22 protein-coding genes and 1 pseudogene are annotated in these 21,497 nt (G+C 47.7%); 17 read left to right on the top strand and 6 right to left on the bottom strand.

Annotation, left to right across the window (positions count from 1 at the left end; all coding sequences use genetic code 11):
- Positions 1 to 25: 25 nt before the first annotated feature.
- Positions 26 to 922 carry an NAD-dependent epimerase/dehydratase family protein gene (locus ZMTM_RS12000; protein WP_221764066.1) on the bottom strand — a complete coding sequence of 299 codons (897 nt, stop codon included), beginning with the start codon at positions 920 to 922 and terminating at the stop codon, positions 26 to 28.
- A gap of 114 nt (positions 923 to 1,036) precedes the next feature.
- On the opposite strand from ZMTM_RS12000, the gene ZMTM_RS11995 reads away from it, so the two are divergent.
- Together ZMTM_RS11995 and ZMTM_RS11990 are read left to right on the top strand one after the other, a co-directional pair.
- Positions 1,037 to 1,588, top strand: a complete 552-nt coding sequence (locus ZMTM_RS11995; protein WP_221764065.1) for a GbsR/MarR family transcriptional regulator — start codon at positions 1,037 to 1,039, stop codon at positions 1,586 to 1,588.
- Positions 1,585 to 2,001, top strand: a complete 417-nt coding sequence (locus ZMTM_RS11990) for a thiol-disulfide oxidoreductase DCC family protein (RefSeq protein WP_221764064.1) — start codon at positions 1,585 to 1,587, stop codon at positions 1,999 to 2,001. Before ZMTM_RS11995 ends, ZMTM_RS11990 begins: the two co-directional genes overlap by 4 nt.
- Before the next feature lie 53 nt (positions 2,002 to 2,054).
- Here the strand turns inward: ZMTM_RS11990 and ZMTM_RS11985 are convergent, their stop codons facing one another.
- The 5 genes and pseudogenes from ZMTM_RS11985 to ZMTM_RS11965 all read right to left on the bottom strand — a co-directional run bounded on the left by ZMTM_RS11985 (position 2,055) and on the right by ZMTM_RS11965 (position 7,138).
- A complete protein-coding gene (locus ZMTM_RS11985) occupies positions 2,055 to 2,282 on the bottom strand; it encodes a pentapeptide MXKDX repeat protein (protein WP_221764063.1) in 228 nt (75 codons plus the stop codon).
- A gap of 48 nt (positions 2,283 to 2,330) precedes the next feature.
- A complete protein-coding gene (locus ZMTM_RS11980; RefSeq protein ID WP_221764062.1) occupies positions 2,331 to 3,104 on the bottom strand; it encodes a molybdopterin-dependent oxidoreductase in 774 nt (257 codons plus the stop codon).
- A complete protein-coding gene (locus ZMTM_RS11975; RefSeq protein ID WP_221764061.1) occupies positions 3,101 to 3,718 on the bottom strand; it encodes a cytochrome b/b6 domain-containing protein in 618 nt (205 codons plus the stop codon). The genes ZMTM_RS11980 and ZMTM_RS11975 overlap by 4 nt, the downstream gene beginning before the upstream one ends.
- Positions 3,719 to 4,118: 400 nt before the next feature.
- Positions 4,119 to 6,324 (bottom strand): annotated as a pseudogene (locus tag ZMTM_RS11970) (OsmC domain/YcaO domain-containing protein).
- Positions 6,325 to 6,613: 289 nt separating this feature from the next.
- On the bottom strand, positions 6,614 to 7,138 hold the full coding sequence (locus ZMTM_RS11965) for a hypothetical protein (RefSeq protein WP_221764060.1): 525 nt from the start codon (positions 7,136 to 7,138) through the stop codon (positions 6,614 to 6,616).
- Between the two features lie 212 nt (positions 7,139 to 7,350).
- Here ZMTM_RS11965 and ZMTM_RS11960 point away from each other — a divergent pair, with 212 nt between their 5' ends.
- The 15 genes from ZMTM_RS11960 to ZMTM_RS11890 all read left to right on the top strand — a co-directional run bounded on the left by ZMTM_RS11960 (position 7,351) and on the right by ZMTM_RS11890 (position 21,495).
- The gene (locus ZMTM_RS11960; RefSeq protein WP_449810443.1) at positions 7,351 to 8,472 is read left to right on the top strand and encodes a porin; all 1,122 of its coding nucleotides are present in this window, start codon (positions 7,351 to 7,353) and stop codon (positions 8,470 to 8,472) included.
- A 67-nt stretch (positions 8,473 to 8,539) separates the two neighbouring features.
- On the top strand, positions 8,540 to 9,808 hold the full coding sequence (gene urtA, locus ZMTM_RS11955; RefSeq protein WP_221764059.1) for an urea ABC transporter substrate-binding protein: 1,269 nt from the start codon (positions 8,540 to 8,542) through the stop codon (positions 9,806 to 9,808).
- A gap of 212 nt (positions 9,809 to 10,020) precedes the next feature.
- Positions 10,021 to 11,670, top strand: a complete 1,650-nt coding sequence (gene urtB / locus ZMTM_RS11950) for an urea ABC transporter permease subunit UrtB (RefSeq protein WP_221764058.1) — start codon at positions 10,021 to 10,023, stop codon at positions 11,668 to 11,670.
- Between the two features lie 203 nt (positions 11,671 to 11,873).
- Positions 11,874 to 13,043 (top strand): urea ABC transporter permease subunit UrtC, encoded by a 1,170-nt coding sequence (urtC, locus tag ZMTM_RS11945; RefSeq protein ID WP_221764057.1) that lies wholly within the window; start codon positions 11,874 to 11,876, stop codon positions 13,041 to 13,043.
- Positions 13,043 to 13,864, top strand: a complete 822-nt coding sequence (gene urtD / locus ZMTM_RS11940; protein ID WP_221764056.1) for an urea ABC transporter ATP-binding protein UrtD — start codon at positions 13,043 to 13,045, stop codon at positions 13,862 to 13,864. Before urtC ends, urtD begins: the two co-directional genes overlap by 1 nt.
- A gap of 5 nt (positions 13,865 to 13,869) precedes the next feature.
- A complete protein-coding gene (gene urtE / locus ZMTM_RS11935) occupies positions 13,870 to 14,568 on the top strand; it encodes an urea ABC transporter ATP-binding subunit UrtE (RefSeq protein WP_221764055.1) in 699 nt (232 codons plus the stop codon).
- 51 nt (positions 14,569 to 14,619) lie between these two features.
- Positions 14,620 to 15,498, top strand: coding sequence for an urease accessory protein UreD (locus ZMTM_RS11930; RefSeq protein WP_221764054.1), 879 nt, complete (start codon positions 14,620 to 14,622; stop codon positions 15,496 to 15,498).
- Positions 15,499 to 15,520: 22 nt separating this feature from the next.
- Entirely contained in the window at positions 15,521 to 15,823 is a 303-nt protein-coding gene (ureA, locus tag ZMTM_RS11925; protein WP_221764053.1) for an urease subunit gamma, read from the top strand.
- A 157-nt stretch (positions 15,824 to 15,980) separates the two neighbouring features.
- Positions 15,981 to 16,289, top strand: a complete 309-nt coding sequence (locus ZMTM_RS11920; protein ID WP_221764052.1) for an urease subunit beta — start codon at positions 15,981 to 15,983, stop codon at positions 16,287 to 16,289.
- Positions 16,286 to 18,001 (top strand): urease subunit alpha, encoded by a 1,716-nt coding sequence (gene ureC / locus ZMTM_RS11915; RefSeq protein ID WP_221764051.1) that lies wholly within the window; start codon positions 16,286 to 16,288, stop codon positions 17,999 to 18,001. The genes ZMTM_RS11920 and ureC overlap by 4 nt, the downstream gene beginning before the upstream one ends.
- Positions 18,001 to 18,486 (top strand): urease accessory protein UreE, encoded by a 486-nt coding sequence (gene ureE, locus ZMTM_RS11910; RefSeq protein WP_221764050.1) that lies wholly within the window; start codon positions 18,001 to 18,003, stop codon positions 18,484 to 18,486. The genes ureC and ureE overlap by 1 nt, the downstream gene beginning before the upstream one ends.
- Positions 18,479 to 19,165: an urease accessory protein UreF gene (locus ZMTM_RS11905; protein WP_221764049.1), complete on the top strand. Its 687-nt coding sequence runs from the start codon at positions 18,479 to 18,481 to the stop codon at positions 19,163 to 19,165. The genes ureE and ZMTM_RS11905 overlap by 8 nt, the downstream gene beginning before the upstream one ends.
- Positions 19,162 to 19,809 (top strand): urease accessory protein UreG, encoded by a 648-nt coding sequence (gene ureG, locus ZMTM_RS11900; protein ID WP_221764048.1) that lies wholly within the window; start codon positions 19,162 to 19,164, stop codon positions 19,807 to 19,809. Before ZMTM_RS11905 ends, ureG begins: the two co-directional genes overlap by 4 nt.
- A 54-nt stretch (positions 19,810 to 19,863) precedes the next feature.
- Positions 19,864 to 20,442, top strand: a complete 579-nt coding sequence (locus ZMTM_RS11895) for a HupE/UreJ family protein (protein WP_221764047.1) — start codon at positions 19,864 to 19,866, stop codon at positions 20,440 to 20,442.
- A 9-nt stretch (positions 20,443 to 20,451) separates the two neighbouring features.
- Positions 20,452 to 21,495: a DMT family transporter gene (locus tag ZMTM_RS11890; RefSeq protein ID WP_221764046.1), complete on the top strand. Its 1,044-nt coding sequence runs from the start codon at positions 20,452 to 20,454 to the stop codon at positions 21,493 to 21,495.
- Positions 21,496 to 21,497 lie beyond the last annotated feature (2 nt).

Here is a 21,497-nt window from a genome sequence, read left to right as displayed (position 1 = left end):
GCAGTGCTATTGCACGATTGCATCATTAATCTATGGCAGTCGGCATGAGCTTGCTTTCTGTTTGTCTATCTTCAACAATGCCCACCACGGCTGGTTTTCTGCCTATCAGACTTGCTAGCAGATTAATCTTTGGTGCATTGTAGCCTTGCATCAATTCAACATGTCCGAATGATAATGGCGTCAGCTGTAGCAAGTCTAAAATGTGGCTGCTGAGCCTGACCATCCAGACTGGTACTTCTAATACATACGCTTTGTAGCTTGTATATTCACGCCTCAATCTAGCCAGATATTCGCGCATGCTGATGACGTTATTGCCGCCCAATTCTATTTCATTGGATGGCAGTTGTCGCATGAAACAGAGCCTGGCAATAGCGTCGCCCAAGTCGCTGACTTTGAGTGGAGCAATCACGCCCTTGGTTTTCATTACAGCATAGATTGGTGATCTGGCTACACGCCTTATCCACTGTGCTCCGAATCCGCCCTCGCCATCAAGCAGGGATGGGCGAACTATCGCCAAGTCTGCCCCGCTGGCCAATAACGCTTGCTCGCCACTGAGCTTTGATCGAATGAAGCGGCTTTGTGCATTTGCCGATAAACTTAATGCCGAGATGTGGATCAGGCGTATTCCTTGACTTTTGCAGGCTGCAGCTAGCGCCATAGGTGCCTGCCTGTGCACTGCGTCATAAGTCTCTTTCCAGCGTTCGCGCAAAATCCCGACCGAATTCACGACTACATCGTAGCTAGCAACGACTTTTATCCAATCTGCTGGATTAGTCATCTCTTGCATCCTCACGCTCACATAAGTCGGAGATGTTGGGTCTGCTTTACGACTACTAATGATAATTTTTGCGCCCTGATTCAGCAGTGAAGCAACAATATGTCTGCCAATAAATCCTCGACCACCTAATACCAACACGCGCATATCGTTCCCCTTAACTTGTCTAAATTTCTAATATTCTGTAATTTCTGTATTGACAGAAATATATGACATGAAAGATAATTGGTCAAGCAGATTAATCAAGCAGGAGATTTAAAGATGGAAAATGAATCAACAGAACAAATTGCACTCAGTGACCTTGGAAGACAATTTGTCTTGCATTGGGGCGAAATGGGCGCGCAATGGGGCATTAATCGTACGGTTTCGCAGATACATGCCTTGCTTTACTACACAGGCAAGCCGTTGAATGCGGAGCAGATTGCCAGCAACTTGATGGTTGCACGCTCGAACGTGAGTAATAGTTTGAAAGAGTTACAAAACTGGAACCTAGTGCATATCACTCATGTGATGGGCGATAGACGCGATTATTTCGAGACTTCACTGGATATATGGCAATTATTTAGTACGGTGATTATCGAACGTAAGGCGCGCGAGTTTGACCCTACTGTCAACTTCCTCAAAAAATTCGCGGCAGAAAGCAAATTTTCTGAAGAAGAGAAAGATGCCAAGAAGCGGGTAGAAGATATTCTGACTTTGATGGAGACGCTCTCAATTTGGGGTGACGAAATGATCAGGCTAAAACCAGAAACACTCACCAAAATTATGAAGTATGGGGCAAAGATTCAAAACTTGATCAGGAGCAAAAAATGACCATCCAGATTACTTATCCATTAACGATTTTCTATGATGCCTCTTGTCCACTCTGCTCAGCAGAAATGCATACCATCAAGGAAACTGATTTTGATGAAAATCTTATCCTGGTGGATTGCTCAGCCATGGAATTCACCGAGCCACCAAGTTGCCCTACAAACAAAGAGGCGATGATGGAACGCATTCATGCCCAAGATGCTGCAGGCCAGTGGATAAAAGGTGTTGATGTATTTGAGGCCGCATATGCGGCGGCAGGCTTCAGTAAATTAAGTAAATTTTGGGGTAGTAAAATGCTGAGACCTATATTAAGCCGAGCATATCCTTGGGTGGCTGACAATAGGCACTGGCTTTCAAAATTGCCATTCCCATACATGCTGAATTCAGTTCTGCGCTGGAGTGCACCAAAGCCATAAAAAACGGACTCACTCCCACTGAGTTGAGTCCGTTCTGACATGCCAGGAAATGATTAGTGCTTCATTTCATCTTTCTTCATGTCGTCCTTTTTCATCATTTCATCCTTTTTCATACTGTCTTTAGACATGGAATCTTTCTTCATCATGTCGTCTTTTTTCATGCTGTCGTGCGACATTTCATCCTTCTTCATCATTTCATCTTTTTTCATGTCATCGGCGTGAGCGCCGGCAACACAGAGGCTTAAAGTTGCTGCTAATAAAATACCAAGTAATTTAGACATCGTTTCTATCTCCAAGTAAAAAATGGCAAAATTGCCGAACAAACAGGCTCAGGATCCACTGAACCAGTTATACCCTTGATCCTCCCAGTAGCCGCCTGGGTAATCATTTGTGACGTATATCTCTGTGATGTATTTTGGGTTTTTAAAGCCAAGCTTGGTGGGGATGCGTAGCTTGAGTGGAAAGCCATATTCCTTAGATAGCGTTTCATCCGCGAAGCTCATGGTGAGTTGTGTCTGTGCGTGTAAGGCGCTCGGCATATCTATGCTGGTGTAATAGTCATCCGCACATTTAAATCCAACGTATTTGGCGGTTGTATCAGCGCCCACCATGTTTAGAAAATCAGAGAATCGAATGCCACCCCATTTACCAATCGCGCTCCAGCCTTCTACGCAGATATGGCGTGTGACTTGGCTGGTTTGTGGCAGCATCGCGAGTTGAGTGAGTGTCCATGGCTTGCGCTCTTTAATGAGTCCGCTAAGTTCTAATTTGTAGCTATCACCATCTACCACACGTATTTCGTCTTCACCGTAGTAGGCATTGAACGGAAATGGTTTGGTGATCATACTTTCTGGATAGGTCGGTGCCATTTTGTTGGGGTCAAACAAAAAGCCCTGCACTTTGTCGTTCCAGCGCGAGACTGACATCAGCATTTTTTCGATGGAATCGTCATCAGTCAGTACACAGCCAGAGAGCAGTGAGAGAGTACCCAGGCTTAAGATACGCTTGCCAAATTCTCTGCGGCTAGCGCTATCGAGTTGTTTCTCAACTTGTTTGATGACGTATTTAGTATCAACGCCTTCGACTTTTGGGCGGTTGCTCATGATTTCGCTCCTGCTGTTTTGTTGCGTTTGAAGCTACCTATCATGGCGACTAATGTTTCGGGTACCAATGTCACCATAACTACATGTACGAATACGAAAGCAACAATCAATGACATCGCGAAGAAATGCACGATACGTGCGTTGTCATATCCACCCATCAGTTCACGCAGTAAGGGAAACTGAACAGACTTCCATATTGCCAAGCCAGAAAGCACGGTGACGATGATGAACAGCATGGCCGAGAGATAGGCGGATTTTTGTACGGCGTTGTAATTTTGCAGGTTGCTGTGGTCAAGCTTTAGCATGAGGGCATCGCGAAAATCAGCGAGTAATTGTTTGGGGCGAATGGGTAAAAACTTTGACCACATTCGGCCAGAGATGATATTCACTAATAGATAAATCAGGCCATTGATAGCCAGTAGCCACATAGCCGCAAAGTGCCATTGTAAAGCTCCACCCAGCCAACCACCGATGGTCAGCATTTTAGGGAATTTGAATTCAAAAATGGGTGAGGCGTTGTAAATACGCCAGCCACTAGTGACCATTAAAAGAATTGCCAGTGCATTTACCCAGTGGCATATTTTTACGTAAAGCGGATGTTGATGTATTTGCATGATGTATCCGTCCCTGACCAAAATTAGATAGATTTTCTATTAATGCGGTTGATTTTTTGTTGCTAAAAAATGGTCATCATTTTGTGTTCTCCCCGTTTAGTCGAGCCATTTGAAAAATCCTTACAAATAAAAATAAAATTTATTGATTAATATATGCCTAATTTGAATTGATGTGATTAAGTAATTGATAAATATTGAGTTTGTGATTAAAGCGACGTGCTTTATTGACTGCACCAGAGGATGGAAGTGCGGATTTTTTTGAATAGTTACTAGCCATTTTATGGCTATTTTGGGTCGCCCGCAGCCAGCTTGATTGAACGCCAGCACAGTTAGTCGCTCAGGTTGGAACATGCATGTGCGCTGGGGGGCTCCCAGAGCACACATGCCGTGACTCGTGATCCTAACTGGCCGTAGCCGCCATTTTGGCTCGAGCCGTATGCAATTTTTTGTAGCTGTCGATCAGGCGGTGATGCCTGTCGAGGCCCTCCAGTTTCATACTGGTAGGCGTTAAGCCGAAAAAGCGCACGCTGCCGTCCACTGAGCCCATCGCGGCGTCCATCTTGGCATCGCCAAACATGCGGCGGAAGTTGACCGCGTAGTCGTCGAGTTCCAGGTCATCATCCAGCAGAACCTCCAGCACCACATTCAAGGCTTGGTAAAACAATCCGCGCTCGGCGGTGTTGTCGTTGTACTGCAGGAAGGCACCCACCAGCTCATGCGCTTCCTCAAATTGCTGCAAAGCGAGATGAATTAGCAGCTTTAACTCCAGAACGGTTAGCTGGCCCCAGTCGGTATTCTCGTCAAATTCGATGCCGATCAATGTGGCGATATCGCCGTAATCATCCAGCTCGTTATTCTCCAAACGCTCAAGCAGCGCTTCCAGGTTTGCGTCATCTAGGTTGTGCAAGTTCAGGATATCGGCGCGGAACAATAGGGCTTTGTTGGTGTTATCCCAGATCAAATCTTCTATTGGGTAAACTTCCGAATAGCCGGGCACCACCATCCGGCAAGCGACGGCGCCTAGCTGGTCATAGACTGCCGTGTATACCTCCTTGCCCATGGCTTTGAGAATGCCGAGCAACGTGGCGGCTTCCTCAGCATTGGAGTTCTCCCCTTGGCCAGAAAAATCCCACTCAACAAACTCGAAATCCGATTTGGCGCTGAAAAAGCGCCACGACACAATGCCGCTGGAATCGATGAAGTGTTCAACAAAGTTATTGGGCTCAGTCACGGCTTCACTGGCAAACGTGGGTTGCGGTAAATCGTTCAGGCCTTCAAAACTGCGGCCTTGAAGCAATTCGGTCAGGCTGCGTTCCAGCGCGACTTCAAGTTTTGGATGTGCGCCGAACGAGGCAAACACCCCACCTGTGCGCGGATTCATTAAGGTGACACACATCACTGGGTAGATCCCACCCAGTGACGCATCCTTAACCATCACTGGGAAGCCTTGCTCTTCCAAGCCTTGAATGCCTGCGAGAATACCAGGGTATTTCGCCAATACTTGCTGCGGCACATCAGGCAAGGCGATTTCACCTTCGATAATTTCACGTTTGATCGCCCGCTCGAAAATCTCCGACAGGCATTGCACCTGTGCCTCGGCCAGCGTATTACCAGCACTCATGCCATTGCTGACGTAGAGGTTTTCGACCAGGTTGGATGGAAAATAAACCACCTCGCCATCCGACTTGCGCACATAGGGCAACGAACAAATACCGCGCTGCACATTGCCGGAATTAGTATCGACCAGATGCGAACCGCGTAACTCACCATCGGGATTGTAGATTTGCAGACAGTACGCATCCAGAATTTCTTTTGGCAGCGCATCTTTACGGCCTGGCTGAAACCAGCGCTCATTTGGATAATGCACGAACTCTGAGTTGGCGATATCTTCGCCCCAGTAAGTACCGGCATAGAAATGGTTGTTACTCAGCCGCTCGATATACTCGCCCAGGGCCGACGCCAACGCGCTTTCCTTAGTGGAACCCTTCCCGTTAGTGAAACACATAGGCGAGTGTGCATCGCGGATATGCAAGGACCACACATTGGGAATGATATTGCGCCACGACGCGATTTCTATCTTGATGCCAAGGCCCGCCAGCACGCCAGACATATTGGCAATGGTTTGCTCTAAAGGTAAGTCTTTGCCCGCGATATAGGTAATGGCGTCAGAAGCCGACTGCACCGTCAGCAAGGCCTGTGCATCGGCATCCAGGTTAGCGACTTCTTCGATGACAAACTCGGGGCCGGCTTGCACTACTTTTTTAACTGTACAACGATCGATGGAGCGCAGGATACCTTGGCGGTCTTTGTCGGAGATATCCGCCGGCAACTCGACCTGGATCTTGAATATCTGCTGGTAACGGTTTTCCGGATCGACAATATTGTTGTGCGAAAGACGGATATTTTCGGTGGGGATATTGCGAGTGTTGCAGTACAACTTCACAAAATAAGCCGCGCACAAAGCCGATGAAGCCAAAAAGTAATCGAAAGGGCCTGGCGCCGAGCCATCGCCTTTATAGCGGATAGGCTGGTCGGCAATCACCGTGAAGTCATCGAACTTGGCTTCAAGACGTAGCTTATCGAGATAAGTTGACCTTAATTTCCATGGGAGAATTCCAAAAATGGTGCAAATGATGTGGGCGCTATTATCCGTCACCAAGCCTTTGCCGTGTAATACATTGATGCTTTACACAAGCGCTGCCGCACCAAGATAAATTACCAGATGAGTGCCATTGCGCAGGGCGTGGCGTGCGCCATGCGCAATGGTTAAATTGGATGAAGCACTTTTAAGTTTGGAATGACCTTTGTGGGTCGGAAACTGTAACTCGATTCACAGAATCTTAATATCAGAAGGCCTGCTTAAGCAGGCCTTCTGATTCGAATAATTGGCTCTAATTATTGAGCGGCTAGCGCATACCAGCCTTTAGTTCGCATGCACAGCAAAAGTCCACGTGTTGCGTTTAAGGAGCCAGGTGCAGGCCGATGTGCTTCACCCAGAGTGGCTACACATTCGTTAATCCCTGATTTCAATGCGTTTGCATCTGCGCCTGTTTTCCACCATGAGCTGATTTTAAAGCTATCAAGTGGATCGGCTGGTTTTGCTAGTTCGGCGTTGGTTTCTGGTGTGCTACCTCCTTTTTGAATCAATTTCCCTGTTCTGTTATCACTAATGCCTACTGTGGCTAACAGTGGATCCATCTTATCTAGAGGTTTTACAGTCCAACCTTTATCTGCAAGGCATTGTTCCGCAATGACTGGGCTATCGCCTTGCGTAGCACAGGCTTTGCGAGCTTCTTGCAAGTCCGATGCGCTCGCGCCGCGCTTGTAAGCAAATTCGCCACAACCTGAGAGTAGGAAGGTTGCTAGCAATAACGCTGCAGTGCTGATGTTGATAAATGCTGGTGAAGTTTGTTTTTGCATGTTAATTCCGTTTAATTTAAGTATCTATCAATCACCACGCAAAATTAGCACAAATCCCATTTGCTGTTGTTGCAATCATCTACGCAATATGACGTATTTAGATTTCTAAGCGCAATCGCTAATCTTCATCCCACGTTACATACCTGTACAGTTTTTGATGACAGGTCATGACCTATTTATTTTAATTTCTATTCAATATTACAAGGGGCGTCATGATGACATTCAGACTTAACAAAAGCATTTTATTGGCAGCAGTCATTGCTGCCTGTAGCATCCCTGCATACAACGCCAATGCGGGCGGCACCATTACTTTTGGTGAAGATAAATACGTCAGTGTTGGTTTCGGTATGCGTGGTTCCTTTACAGGTAGCAATGCGCCAAATGGTGGCACATCTGACACTAATGATTTTAATTTAGATAGTGCTCGTTTATATCTATCTGGCTCAGTAAATAAGTACATCAAAGGCATGTTAAATACTGAAAAATCAGGTGGTAACAGCACGTTTCAAGTCATTGATGGCAACGTTCAGATAGAAGTTTTACCAGAATTAACAATCTGGGCTGGTCGTTTCTTATCCCCTAGTGATCGCGCTAACTTGGCAGGACCTTACTATTCATTAGGTGGTGGCTATTGGGCAAGTGTTGCTTCACGTTATGGTTATAACGGAGGGTATATTGGGCGAGATGATGGTGTTGCCTTGGTTGGTACATTGCTTGATGGAAAATTGGGATATTCCTTCGGTGCTTTTGAAGGTAATAATGCCTATAAGCTCAGTGGCCTTACCCTAGGTACTCGTACAGGCAGCGATGAGCTTATGTATGCAGGTAGATTGCAGTATGACTTTTGGGATGCTGAGCCTGGCTACTATGGCACAGGTAATTATCTTGGTGCCAAAGACATTCTAGCGATAGGTATTGCTGGCAGAACTCAAGGCGGCGGCGCTTACTCACTTACAAAAACCGGTGATTACAATTCATACAGTGTTGATTTTCTTTTGGAAAAGAAAGATGTTGGCCCTGGCGCAATTTCAATAGAAGCCGCTTACTACGACTACGATAACGATGACGTATTTTTAAGTGAACAAGGTAAGGCATATTCAGCAGCGGCTGGATATATCTTTAATGAAAAAGTGGGTTGGGGCCAATTCCAGCCATTTGTCCGTTGGCAGAAATTCCAAGCTGATAGTAGTGTAGATACCAAGAAGTATGACCTTGGTACCGCTTATATCATTGATGGCTATAACGCCCAAGTCAGTGGCTTCTATTCCAATACGGAAGTGACTGCGAGCAAAGACATCAACGCAATCAACGTAGCGATGCAGTTCCAGTTCTAAATCACAAACACTAGCGGCAAGCCTAGATTGCTTGCCGCATTTTTGAATATTTAATTAGGAGTTTTAAATGCAAAATCGTCGCACATTCATTAAAACGATGTCAGTCATTGCAGCTAGCGTTGCCATGATCGGTGCTGTGCAATTTGCACAAGCCGCTGACACCATCAAGGTAGGTGTTCTTCACTCACTCTCAGGCACTATGGCTATTTCTGAAACAGCGCTGAAAGACATGGCGCTGATGACGATTGATGAGATCAACAAAAAGGGTGGCGTGCTTGGTAAGCAGCTTGAACCTGTGGTCGTTGACCCAGCTTCAGACTGGCCTTTATTCGCTACCAAGGCTCGCCAATTGTTGACACAAGACAAAGTGGCCGTGACTTTCGGTTGCTGGACTTCTGTATCACGTAAATCTGTATTGCCAGTTTACAAAGAGTTGAATGGCCTGTTGTTCTATCCAGTGCAGTATGAAGGTGAAGAGCTGGAAAAGAACGTGTTCTACACTGGTGCAGCACCTAACCAGCAGGCTATCCCGGCTGTTGAATACCTGCTGAGCAAAGAAGGCGGCGGAGCTAAGCGCTTTGTATTGCTGGGTACTGACTATGTTTACCCACGTACCACCAACAAGATTCTGCGTTCATTCCTGCACTCTAAAGGCATCACTGATGACAACATCATGGAAGAGTACACACCATTTGGTCACAGCGATTACCAAACCATTGTGGCTAACATCAAGAAATTCTCAGCTGGTGGTAAAACAGCCGTGGTTTCTACCATCAATGGTGACTCTAACGTTCCGTTCTACAAAGAGCTGGGCAATGCTGGCTTGAAGGCGAAAGACGTACCTGTTGTTGCTTTCTCAGTGGGTGAAGAAGAGTTGCGCGGTGTTGATACCAAGCCACTAGTCGGTAACTTGGCTGCATGGAACTACTTCATGAGCATCAAGAATCCAACCAATGCTGCCTGGATCAAGGAATGGTCTGCTTATGCCAAGGCTAAGAAATTGCCAACCGCTGACAAGCCTTTAACCAATGACCCAATGGAAGCGACTTACATCGGTATCCATATGTGGGCGCAAGCAGTTGAAAAAGCCAAGAGCACTGATACTGACAAAGTAATTGCTGCAATGGCTGGCCAAACCTTCCCTGCACCAGGTGGCTTTGTTTCAACCATGGATGAGAAAAACCATCACTTGCACAAACCAGTGTTTATTGGCGAAATCAAGGCTGATGGTCAATTCAAAGTGGTGTGGAAAACACCAGGCCCAATTAAGGCGCAACCTTGGAGCCCATACATTGCTGGCAATGACAAAAAGCCAGATGAGCCTGAAGTTAAGTAAGGCTTGAAGTTAAGGTAGGCGAAGTATAAAAGCAGTAAAACATGCAACACAAGCAAGCAGATAAATTGCTTGGTAATAACAGCAGCAAACAAGTAGCAAAGTAATAAAACAAATGCTTAAGCACATTCTGTTTTATCAGTAGTAAATGTACGAAACGCCGCTACGGGCTAACCCCCGTAGCGGTTTCTGTGTGAACATGACCGAGAGTTCTTATGCCATCAAGTCAGTTATTTTCCATCCGATTCAAACACCGTTTTGCGGCAGTTTCATCAGCAGTTATTCATCGTTTAATGATGGGTTTTTCAATAGTGATGTTACTGGCTTCTGCAAACGCTTCAGCATTAACTAGCGATGAAATTATAGGCTTGGCGATAGGCGATAACGAGCCCCGAATTGCCGTATTAAACACTGTGATGGCCAAAGGTGACATGAGTGCCATTCCATTTTTACAGCAACTGCAAGATGATGCAGTCAAAACTAAAGGTAAGAGCGTCTATATCGTCACTGATGAAGCGACCATAGATGCACTGACTGGCAAGCCAGTTGATCTACCTGAAGATGCAGATGACGTAGTGAACAATAACCAGATGGGTTCAGAGTTGGATGCAGCAATCGCCACACTCAACCTTTTATCTACTGACCCCAAAGTACGTCTGGATGCCGCTAAATCCTTACTTGGAACAGAGGCAAATGACGCACGCTTGGCGATTATCAAACAAGTGGAAGCCAAAGAGACCGAATCTAAAATCCACGATGCACTGGCTGAAGTGCGCTCCAGTATTGAGCTGACCAGCCCAGATAAAGCCACTCGCTTAGCTGCTGCAGAAGCTTTGTCAAAAGCCACCAATGCCAATATCAAACAAATGTTATCTACCCGCTTGGCGCCCGATGGAGAAACGGATCCAGAAGTCAAAACAGCTATACAAGATGCGCTGAAATCTATCGATAGCCACCTTGCCCTGTTTGATAGATTAGGCCAGTTATTTACAGGCATTAGCTTGGGCAGTATTTTGCTGCTTGCCGCACTTGGCCTGGCCGTGACGTATGGCCTGATGGGTGTGATCAACATGGCGCACGGTGAAATGATGATGATAGGTGCCTACGTTACTTACGCTGTGCAAAACATATTTATTCAGCATTTTCCTGGCGGATTCCAGTGGTACCTGCTGGCAGCCATTCCAGCGGCCTTTATCATTACTGCGCTGGTTGGCATTGTGCTTGAAAAAACCGTCATTCGTTTTTTATATGGCCGCCCACTCGAAACATTATTGGCCACATGGGGTGTCAGTCTTATTCTTATCCAAGCCGTTCGTACCATCTTTGGCGCACAGAACGTAAGCGTGGAAAACCCAGCCTGGATGTCTGGGGGTATCGAATTCGCATCTAACTTAGTACTGCCTTACAACCGCATACTGATTATCGCATTTGCGATTGGTGTGCTGTTATTAGTCTGGCTCATGATCAGCAAAACCCGCCTTGGCTTGTTTATCCGCGCAGTAACCCAGAATCGCGGTATGGCGAGTTGCATAGGGGTGAACACCAGCAAGATCGATGCGCTAGCTTTTGGTTTGGGTTCTGGTATTGCGGGCCTGGCAGGCGTTGCTCTCTCGCAGATTGGTAACGTAGGCCCTGCATTAGGCCAAAGCTATATTGTGGATTCATTCATCGTGGTGGTATTGGGTGGTGTGGGCCAATTGGCGGGTGCTGTTTATGCAGCGATGGGCCTGGGCATTTTAAGCAAAGTGCTGGAAGGCTTTGCTGGTGCGGTGCTGGCCAAGATATTCATTTTGGTTATGGTGGTTATCTTTATCCAGAAACGTCCGCAAGGGTTGTTTGCATTCAAAGGTCGGCAAATTGATTAAGGAAACACGGAATAAGTGTCTGCGCGGGCGAATTGCTGCGTTGCGCGGTACTCGCAACCTCGCCGTACTCTATGTACTGTCTCGGTTCCTGCGTTCCGTGCGCCTTGCACTTCATCCCGCTCAACGACTTATTCCGCGTTTCTTTAAGTATCAAATCAGATTATTAGCTGCCAATAACGCATTAGTAATAAGGAAGCAAAACCATGCATGAGAAATTTCCGCAACCAACGCTGGTACATCGGCTTTACAGCAGTAAAGCCTGGTTGGCGCTGGCGATAGCACTGGCTGTTGTCTGTGTGGTGTTCCCCGTTTTTAATTTGCTGGTGCCAGAAACCAGTGTTTTTTATATCTCCGATTACACCGTAGCGCTCTGCGGCAAGATACTTTGTTACGCCTTTGTCGCCTTGGCGATGGACTTGGTTTGGGGCTACACAGGCATATTAAGTTTAGGTCACGGCCTGTTTTTTGCGCTGGGTGGCTATGCATTCGGTATGTACTTGATGCGCCAGATTGGCACCGATGGTAGCTACCATAGCAATCTGCCAGACTTTATGGTGTTCTTGGATTGGAAGACTTACCCTTGGTATTGGGCGATGACGGATCACTTCTGGTTTGCCTTGCTGCTCGTGGTGTTGGTGCCGGGCGTGTTGGCTTTTATCTTCGGTTACTTTGCCTTTAGGTCACGCATCAAGGGTGTTTATTTTTCTATCATCACGCAAGCCATGACATACGCTTTCATGCTGCTGTTCTTCCGCAATGAAACAGGCTTTGGCGGTAATAATGGCTTTACCGATTTCAAGCGCCTGCTGGATATCCCAATTACTACTGGGCAAATGCGCATGGCCTTGTTTGTGATTACAGGCATATTGCTGGTTGCTTTCCTGATTATTTCGCGTGCAATCGTGACCAGTAAATTTGGCCGCGTGCTCACAGCTATACGCGATGCAGAATCCCGAGTGATGTTCTCTGGCTACAACCCGCTGCATTACAAGCTGGCGATCTGGACATTTTCTGCAGTCATTTGCGGTATTGCAGGGGCTTTATATGTGCCGCAGGTTGGCATCATCAACCCCAGCGAGATGTCACCAGCCAACTCCATTGAAATTGCTATCTGGGCAGCGGTCGGCGGTCGTGGCACGCTGATTGGGCCATTGTTGGGTGCGGGTATTGTGAATGGTGCCAAGAGCTACTTTACCCAGGCATTCCCTGAATATTGGCTGTACTTTTTAGGCTTGTTGTTTGTCTTGGCAACGCTCTACTTACCGCAAGGGGTATTAGGTTTATTTGGAAAAGTGAAGTCAAAACTAAAAGCCAAGAAGACAGAAAATGAGTTACCAAGCAACGCAGTTGACGGAGAAGCGGGGCAAGCATAATGGTTGAAAATAGTATTTCGCAACCTGCCACTGACGTTCGTGGGAGTGGCAGTCTCTACCAGCCTGGTGTGCTAGATACCACGCATGGTGTGGTGCTTTATCTGGAAGACATCACCGTTAGTTTTGATGGATTCAGGGCACTTAACAAATTATCGCTATCAATTGATGTAGGCGAACTACGCTGCATTATCGGCCCTAATGGCGCCGGTAAGACCACCATGATGGACGTCATCACTGGCAAAACGCGGCCAGATACAGGCACGGTGTTTTTTGGGCAAACCATGGATTGCTCCAAGATGACCGAGCCGCAAATTGCGCAGGCTGGCATCGGACGTAAATTTCAGAAGCCAACGGTGTTTGAAAACCATACGGTATTTGAAAATCTCGAATTGGCGATGAAGACTGATAAAGGTATCTGGAACTCATTATTCGGCAAGCTTTCTGGCGAGCAGCTGGACCGTATTGCCGAAATTCTCACTACCATCAACCTGCAAGATTCCCACAAAATGCGCTCAGGCTTGTTATCGCACGGGCAAAAACAGTGGCTTGAAATCGGCATGTTGCTGGCGCAAGAACCTAAACTTTTGCTGCTGGATGAGCCTGTGGCCGGTATGACCGATCATGAAACCGAACGTACTGCCGAGTTGTTAAATAGCCTGGCAGGCAAGCATTCAATTATGGTGGTTGAACACGACATGGATTTCGTAAATAGCATCGCACGCAAAGTGACCGTGCTGCATCAAGGCAGCGTGCTTGCTGAGGGTTCGATGGAGCAAGTGCAGTCTAACGAACAAGTCATAGAAGTTTATTTGGGGCGCTAATCAATATGTTAGAAGTAAAAGCCATCAACCAATTCTACGGCGGCAGCCAGATTCTTCGTGATGTTTCACTTGCTGCGCCTATGAGTGCCTGTACCGTATTGCTAGGCCGTAACGGTGTAGGAAAAACCACCTTACTCAAATGCCTGATGGGCGTGTTGCCTGTTAAAACGGGCCACATTTTTCTGGATGGTAAAGACATTACCAACCTCAAACCATACGAACGTGCCGCTTTAGGCATGGCCTATGTGCCACAAGGCCGTGAGATATTCAGCCGCCTTACGGTAGAAGAAAATTTGCACATGGGTTTGGCTGTAGTGAAAGGCAAAGCGGCATCGCAGATACCTGAAGACATTTATGACATGTTCCCCGTGCTGAAGCAGATGCTGTATAGACGTGGCGGCGATCTTTCTGGCGGGCAACAACAACAATTGGCGATTGCCCGCGCGCTGATTTCTCGGCCTAAATTATTGATACTCGATGAGCCGACTGAAGGCATTCAGCCTTCTATTATCAAAGACATCGAACGCGTGATCAAAATGCTTTCTGAGCGTGGTGATATGGCGATTCTGCTGGTAGAACAATATTACGATTTCGCCGAGGCGCTGGCTGATCATTATCTGGTGATGTCACGCGGCCAAGTGGTGAAAAACGGTCTGGGCGAAGATATGGAAAAAGACAATATCCGTAACTTTGTTGCGCTATAGTTTCTGCTTCCAATATTACGAACTGACCCAGATTCGTGGCAATATGTGTTGATGGATGATGCCTATTTACAGCAGTCAGAATTGTCGGCAAGACAAGCAGCAGTTGCTAGCCTCAACTGGCGCGCAAAACTAAGCCTGGATTTCGTAGAGAAAAATGGACGCACGGTATTAGCCCGTAAGCAGCATGAAGGCCCTTTGGTCATCCAGAAAGTGTTGTATCCAGAAGGTGAGGTCGTCAGCCATGCGATTATCGTGCACCCGCCGGGCGGTGTTGCTGGCGGTGATGCCTTAACGCTCAATGTGCAGCAAAGTAATCACTCACATGTGCTGCTCACCACGCCAGGTGCAGGAAAGTGGTACAAGTCCAACGGTCGGCAGGCCAGCCAGCAACTGAATTTTGATTTACAAGATAGTGCGATACTGGAGTGGCTACCGCAAGAGAATATATTGTTTGAGGGTTCGGACACTGCCTTATCAGCAGAGATTAATCTCGGTGGACAGGCTGTGTTTGCTGGGTGGGATATTCTCTGTTTTGGCCGTCAAGCCAGCAATGAAGAATGGCTGCAAGGTAAGCTCAATCAACGTTTGGCCATCAGGCGCAACAATCAATTGATCTGGAACGAGCGCACAAATCTATCACCACAAAGTCGAGCGTTTGCTTCAATGGCTGGTTTGCGCGGGCAGGTAGTGAGTGCCAGTTTCGTCGTTGCGGCAGGTGCTGTGCCAGCAGAGATCATTGCAGCTTGTAGAGAAGTTTCGGCAGGTCAGTCCTCAAAAATTGGCCTGACAGCATTACCGCAGATTTTTTCTGCACGTTATATTGGCCATTCAGCGCAATCCGCGCGACAGTATTTTGAAGCGTTGTGGCACATACTACGGCCTTGGTATGCCACAAGACAAAGTTCCAGACCACGCATCTGGAGCACTTGATTGAATTTGAGAGAATAGAATTATGGAACTTACCCCACGCGAAAAAGATAAATTGCTGATTTTTACCGCTGGTCTACTGGCCGAGCGGCGCAAGGCACGCGGCCTTAAGCTGAATTATCCCGAGGCGATTGCCTATATTTCTGCCGCCATCATGGAAGGCGCTCGCGATGGCCAGACTGTGGCATATCTTATGGGATATGGCGCTACTTTACTCACACGTGATGACGTGATGGAAGGTATTCCCGAGATGATTCCCGATATCCAGATTGAAGCGACTTTCCCAGATGGAACGAAACTTGTTACTGTCCACCAACCCATTCCATGAGTAATTTAATAATCAAAATGGCGAATTACTTCGTTGCGCGGTGCTCACAACCTTGCCGTACTTATTGTACTGTCTCGGCTGCTGCGCTCCGGGCGCCTCGTACTTCATCCATTTTTATCCTTAACTTATCTCATGGAAATCCATTTTTGAGGCGCATATGATTCCAGGTGAAATGAAAATTGAGTCGGGTGAAATCACGCTGAATGTAGATCGGCCGACAGTCACCATTGATGTCTCAAATACAGGTGATCGCCCAATCCAAATTGGCTCGCACTATCACTTTTTTGAGACCAACGAGGCGCTGTCGTTCAACAGGCAAGCAGCTTATGGATTTCGGCTAGATATTGCTGCAGGTACGGCTGTGCGCTTTGAACCAGGCCAAACCCGCACGGTGCAATTAGTTGCATTAGCAGGTGATCGCAAAGTGTATGGGTTTGCAGGCAAGGTGATGGGGGCGCTTAAATGAGTGTGAAGATAGACAAGCGAGCCTATGCCGAAATGTTTGGCCCGACCACGGGAGATTGTGTGCGTCTGGCCGACACTGAACTCTGGATAGAAGTAGAAAAAGATTACACCTTGCTCGCTGGCTGTTATGGCGAAGAAGTGAAATTTGGTGGTGGCAAGGTTATCCGTGATGGTATGGGGCAAGGCCAACTCAATGCCAAAGATGTGGCTGATACAGTCATCACCAATGCTTTGATTGTCGATCATTGGGGCATTGTGAAAGCGGACATTGGTATCAAGGGCGGGCGTATCTCGGCTATCGGCAAAGCTGGCAATCCAGATATACAGCCAGGCGTCACGATACCGATTGGCGCAGGTACCGAAATTATCGCGGGTGAAGGCATGATTGTTACCGCCGGCGGCATTGACACGCACATTCACTTCATCTGCCCGCAACAGATTGAAGAGGCGCTGATGTCTGGCGTCACCACCATGATAGGCGGCGGTACTGGGCCTGCCACGGGTACGTTTGCTACAACTTGTACGCCAGGGCCTTGGCATATACATCGCATGTTGCAAGCGGCAGATGCCTTCCCGATGAATCTTGGTTTTCTGGGTAAAGGCAATGTCAGCCTGCCTGAGCCTTTGATAGAACAAGTCAAAGCAGGTGTCGTCGGGCTTAAGCTGCATGAAGATTGGGGCACAACGCCCGCTGCTATTGATAACTGCCTAAGCGTTGCTGAAGAGATGGATATTCAGGTAGCGATTCATAGCGATACGCTGAATGAATCTGGTTTTGTTGAAACCACAATCGCTGCGTTTAAAGATCGCACCATCCATACATTCCACACAGAGGGCGCTGGAGGCGGTCACGCACCAGACATCATTAAAGCCGCTGGCTATGTCAACGTATTGCCATCCTCTACCAATCCAACGCGGCCATTCACTGTCAATACCATCGACGAGCATCTGGATATGCTGATGGTTTGCCACCATCTTGACCCCGCGATTGCCGAAGATATTGCCTTTGCCGAGAGTCGCATTCGCCGCGAGACGATTGCGGCAGAAGATATTCTGCATGACCTCGGCGCGTTCTCGATGATGTCATCCGATTCACAAGCCATGGGGCGTGTGGGTGAAGTGATCATTCGCACCTGGCAAACCGCGCACAAAATGAAAATGCAGCGCGGCGCGCTGGCTGAAGATACCGAGCGTAACGATAACTTTCGCGTGAAACGTTATATCGCAAAGTACACCATCAACCCAGCATTGACACATGGTATTGCCCATACCGTTGGTTCAATAGAAGTCGGCAAACTGGCTGATTTGGTGATTTGGCGACCTGCATTTTTCGGGGTAAAACCATCGACTATACTCAAAGGCGGCATGATTGCCGCCGCCGCAATGGGCGACCCCAATGCATCGATTCCTACGCCACAACCTGTGCATTATCGCCATATGTTTGGTGCCTATGGCGGTGGCCTAAAAACTTCAGTCACTTTTGTTTCAAAGGCTGGTTTAGAAAATCCCGAAGTCCAAGCGCTGAATCTGCAAAAGCCACTTGTGGCCGTGAGCGGTACCCGTACCGTAAAGAAAAAAGACATGATTCATAACAATTGGATGCCCGTGATTGATGTCGACCCTGAAACCTATATTGTTCGTGCCGATGGCATGTTGCTGACCTGCGAGCCAGCATCCGTGCTGCCAATGGCACAACGTTACTTTTTATTTTGATGCTAAATATTACACAACGCCTGACCGGACTTCACCAGATCGATGATCAACTGCTTTTACCGTTTGATTTGCGCCAGAGAAGTCGTCTGCGGGTCACACTGCAGTCTGGTCTGGAAGCCGCATTGATGTTGGATCGCGGCACGATACTGCGTGGCGGTGATTTGTTGAAAGCGGAAGACGGGCGCGTGGTGCAGATAGTCGCAGCGAATGAGCCTGTTACTCGCGTAACAGCATCAAACCAGCAAGCCTTGATGGGCGCTGCTTATCATTTGGGCAATCGGCATGTGCCATTGCAAGTGGGCGATGGCTGGCTGTTACTGGAACAAGACCATGTACTAAAAGACATGCTAGTTGGTTTGGGCATGACATTAACGGATGAACAGGCACCGTTCGAGCCAGAAGCTGGCGCCTACGGCGGCGGCCATCGCCATCATGATGATGATATTGCACGATTGCCCTCGGCGAGATTGGGGCGGCATGGCTAGCTCCAGTTTGGCGCTGAGCCGATTATTGCAACTTGCCAGCACTATGCTGCCAGTGGGCGCTTATAGTTATTCGCAAGGCTTGGAATGGGCGATTGAGTCTGGCGACGTGCATGATCTGGCAACCGCTAAGCAATGGATTAGCGACGCATTACATATATATCAGGGCAGCTTTGAGTTGCCAGTATTGCATCGGCTTTACCAAGCCTGGCAAGCAGGCGATATGCAGGCAGTCAATACATGGGATGCGTTTTTTCAGGCTGGGCGCGATACGGCTGAATCACTCGCTGAAACCAAGCAAATGGGCTATTCACTCTGCCGCTTGCTGAACGACTTGAATGATTTACCTGCAGATTTTATGGCGAAGATTAATGCATTACACGAGCCTAGCTTTCCTGCCGTGTATGCGGGTGTTGCGTCTGTTTGGGCAATTCCGTTACCAGATATGCTACAGGCCTATGCGTGGTCATGGGCAGAAAATCAGGCCAGCGCTGCCATGAAAACGGTACCGCTTGGGCAAGTCGCAGGGCAAAAAATATTATTGAGTTTAGGCCAGCAATTACCCGACTTGGTAAGCCAGTCCATAGCACTAGATGACGATGAAATCAGCAATTTTGCACCCAGCCTGACGATTGCAGGCTGTCAACATGAGACCCAGTACAGTAGGCTATTTAGATCATGACACTTACTATTGAAGAAGCAATCGCAGCAACTGCCAGCTATAAAGAGCCTTTACGCGTTGGCATAGGCGGCCCAGTGGGTTCGGGTAAAACGGCGCTGACACTATCGTTATGCAAACGGCTACGCGATGTTTATAACATTGCTGTTGTGACCAACGACATCTATACCAAAGAAGATGCCGAGTTTCTCACTCGTAATGAAGCTCTATCGCCCGATCGCATAATCGGTGTAGAAACGGGTGGTTGCCCGCATACCGCCATACGCGAAGATGCTTCTATGAATCTTGAAGCTGTCGCTCAGCTTAGTAAGCGCTTTAAAACACTGGATATTATTTTTGTTGAAAGCGGCGGCGATAACCTTGCGGCGACCTTTAGCCCAGAGTTGTCTGATCTGACCATTTATGTAATTGATGTCGCCGCTGGCGAGAAGATCCCACGCAAAGGTGGCCCTGGTATTACCAAGTCTGACTTGTTGATCATCAACAAAATCGATCTCGCCCCTATGGTTGGCGCATCGCTCGAAGTGATGGATAGAGATGCCAAGCGTATGCGTGGCGAGCGGCCGTTTATCTTTACCAATTTAAAAACTGGGCAGGGCTTGGAAGAGATTGTTAGCTTTATCGAGAAACAAGGCTTGATGCTTTAGGGTTATAACTCCAAGCATCACTTACGCTGCAGAACTGGAAAAAGGAGAATCACTATGAAAAAAATGTTGCTCGCCATTAGTTTTAGTTTATTTTCAACACTAGCAATGGCGCATCCAGGCCATGCCGAGCAGGGTGCTTTGGCTGGTTTTCTACATCCACTTACTGGGATTGATCATTTGCTGGTCATGGTCTCAATCGGCATGTGGGCAGCCAAACTTGGCGGCTCTGCGCGTTGGCAGTTACCCGTGACTTTTGTTTTGGTGATGGCGTTTGGCGCTGCAATCGCGATGTCTGGTTTGATGCCTGCAAACCTAAATGCTGACAGTGTTGAGATTGGTGTCAGCGCTAGTGTGCTGGCAATGGGTTTGCTGCTACTGATTCAATTACCACTTAAGCGCCCAATACAGATAGCTTTGACCGCTATATTTGCCATGCTTCACGGTTTTGCGCATGGGCTTGAGCTTTCATTCTCTAGCGGCTGGAGTGTGATGCTGGGCATGTTACTCGCCACTGCTTTGCTGCACGCTCTTGGCCTGTTGTTATCGTCTGGCCGCGTGACTATCGCCAAGCAAGTCAATTTAGTGATGGGCGGCTTGATGCTGCTGACAGGGGCTTATTTACTAGCTGTTTAGAGTGAACAAATGAAACTCAAAATTAATCAGATAGGTGTATTCGCAGCACTTACCGCAGCATTACTTTTTGGGATGGGAACGCCGCTTGCCAAACTGCTCTTGGCTGGTGTCAGCCCATGGTTATTGGCTGGGTTGTTGTATCTTGGCTCTGGTATAGGCTTAACGCTTTACCGTCTTATCACCAAGGCATTACCTGCAAAGCTCACTTCCGTAGAGTTGTTCTGTTTCTCAGGCGCTATCCTAGCTGGTGGTATTGTGGCTCCCGTATTATTGATGTGGGGGCTACTTAGCATGCCAGCTTCTTGCGCCTCTCTGCTGCTGAATACAGAAGGCGTCTTTACTGCACTACTGGCATGGTTCGCTTTTAAAGAGAACTTTGACCGTCGGATTGCGATCGGCATGTTAGCAATTTTGTTCGGGGCAACTATCCTGAGTTGGCCAGATAAAATCAGCTTTGCCAGTTCATTACCAACTTTGGCGATATTGGGCGCTTGTTTTGCCTGGGGTGTTGATAACAACCTGACGCGCAAAGTCTCATTATCTGATGCGACATGGATTGCCTCAGTCAAAGGCTTGGTAGCTGGTACAGTTAATCTGTTTCTTGCGTTTTCACTGGGAGCAACATTGCCTGCAATACCTAATATTGCTGGGGCATTGGCGCTAGGGTTTTTAGCTTACGGAGTCAGCCTGACTTTGTTTGTGGTTGGTTTGCGCCATCTGGGAACGGCACGAACAGGCGCATACTTTTCAGTAGCTCCATTCTTTGGCGCGTTATTGGCGATTGCTTTGGGTGAGCCACTAACATTGCCGCTATTGATTGCTGGGTTGTTTATGGCTCTCGGTATCTGGTTACATTTAACAGAGCATCATGAACACACTCATAGCCACATGCCAATGGAACATGAGCATGAACATACTCACGATGAACATCATCAACACGGCCATGAGCATCAAATTGGACTAGGATTTAAACATAGCCATGCGCATCAGCATCTACCAATAAAGCATCGCCATCCCCACTATCCAGATGCGCATCATCAGCACAATCATTAGCA

The sequence above is a fragment of the Methyloradius palustris genome (assembly GCF_019703875.1).
Classification (GTDB): domain Bacteria; phylum Pseudomonadota; class Gammaproteobacteria; order Burkholderiales; family Methylophilaceae; genus Methyloradius; species Methyloradius palustris.
Note: the sequence above shows the minus strand (reverse complement) of the source record. Positions and strands in the feature narration are given on the sequence as shown.

Coding starts and splice junctions, on each gene's coding strand:
- ZMTM_RS12000 (WP_221764066.1), bottom strand. CDS start 922: ATGCGCGTGTTGGTATTAGGTGGTCGAGGATTTATTGGCAGACATATT.
- ZMTM_RS11995 (WP_221764065.1), top strand. CDS start 1,037: ATGGAAAATGAATCAACAGAACAAATTGCACTCAGTGACCTTGGAAGA.
- ZMTM_RS11990 (WP_221764064.1), top strand. CDS start 1,585: ATGACCATCCAGATTACTTATCCATTAACGATTTTCTATGATGCCTCT.
- ZMTM_RS11985 (WP_221764063.1), bottom strand. CDS start 2,282: ATGTCTAAATTACTTGGTATTTTATTAGCAGCAACTTTAAGCCTCTGT.
- ZMTM_RS11980 (WP_221764062.1), bottom strand. CDS start 3,104: ATGAGCAACCGCCCAAAAGTCGAAGGCGTTGATACTAAATACGTCATC.
- ZMTM_RS11975 (WP_221764061.1), bottom strand. CDS start 3,718: ATGCAAATACATCAACATCCGCTTTACGTAAAAATATGCCACTGGGTA.
- ZMTM_RS11965 (WP_221764060.1), bottom strand. CDS start 7,138: ATGCAAAAACAAACTTCACCAGCATTTATCAACATCAGCACTGCAGCG.
- ZMTM_RS11960 (WP_449810443.1), top strand. CDS start 7,351: ATGATGACATTCAGACTTAACAAAAGCATTTTATTGGCAGCAGTCATT.
- urtA (WP_221764059.1), top strand. CDS start 8,540: ATGCAAAATCGTCGCACATTCATTAAAACGATGTCAGTCATTGCAGCT.
- urtB (WP_221764058.1), top strand. CDS start 10,021: ATGCCATCAAGTCAGTTATTTTCCATCCGATTCAAACACCGTTTTGCG.
- urtC (WP_221764057.1), top strand. CDS start 11,874: ATGCATGAGAAATTTCCGCAACCAACGCTGGTACATCGGCTTTACAGC.
- urtD (WP_221764056.1), top strand. CDS start 13,043: ATGGTTGAAAATAGTATTTCGCAACCTGCCACTGACGTTCGTGGGAGT.
- urtE (WP_221764055.1), top strand. CDS start 13,870: ATGTTAGAAGTAAAAGCCATCAACCAATTCTACGGCGGCAGCCAGATT.
- ZMTM_RS11930 (WP_221764054.1), top strand. CDS start 14,620: ATGGATGATGCCTATTTACAGCAGTCAGAATTGTCGGCAAGACAAGCA.
- ureA (WP_221764053.1), top strand. CDS start 15,521: ATGGAACTTACCCCACGCGAAAAAGATAAATTGCTGATTTTTACCGCT.
- ZMTM_RS11920 (WP_221764052.1), top strand. CDS start 15,981: ATGATTCCAGGTGAAATGAAAATTGAGTCGGGTGAAATCACGCTGAAT.
- ureC (WP_221764051.1), top strand. CDS start 16,286: ATGAGTGTGAAGATAGACAAGCGAGCCTATGCCGAAATGTTTGGCCCG.
- ureE (WP_221764050.1), top strand. CDS start 18,001: ATGCTAAATATTACACAACGCCTGACCGGACTTCACCAGATCGATGAT.
- ZMTM_RS11905 (WP_221764049.1), top strand. CDS start 18,479: ATGGCTAGCTCCAGTTTGGCGCTGAGCCGATTATTGCAACTTGCCAGC.
- ureG (WP_221764048.1), top strand. CDS start 19,162: ATGACACTTACTATTGAAGAAGCAATCGCAGCAACTGCCAGCTATAAA.
- ZMTM_RS11895 (WP_221764047.1), top strand. CDS start 19,864: ATGAAAAAAATGTTGCTCGCCATTAGTTTTAGTTTATTTTCAACACTA.
- ZMTM_RS11890 (WP_221764046.1), top strand. CDS start 20,452: ATGAAACTCAAAATTAATCAGATAGGTGTATTCGCAGCACTTACCGCA.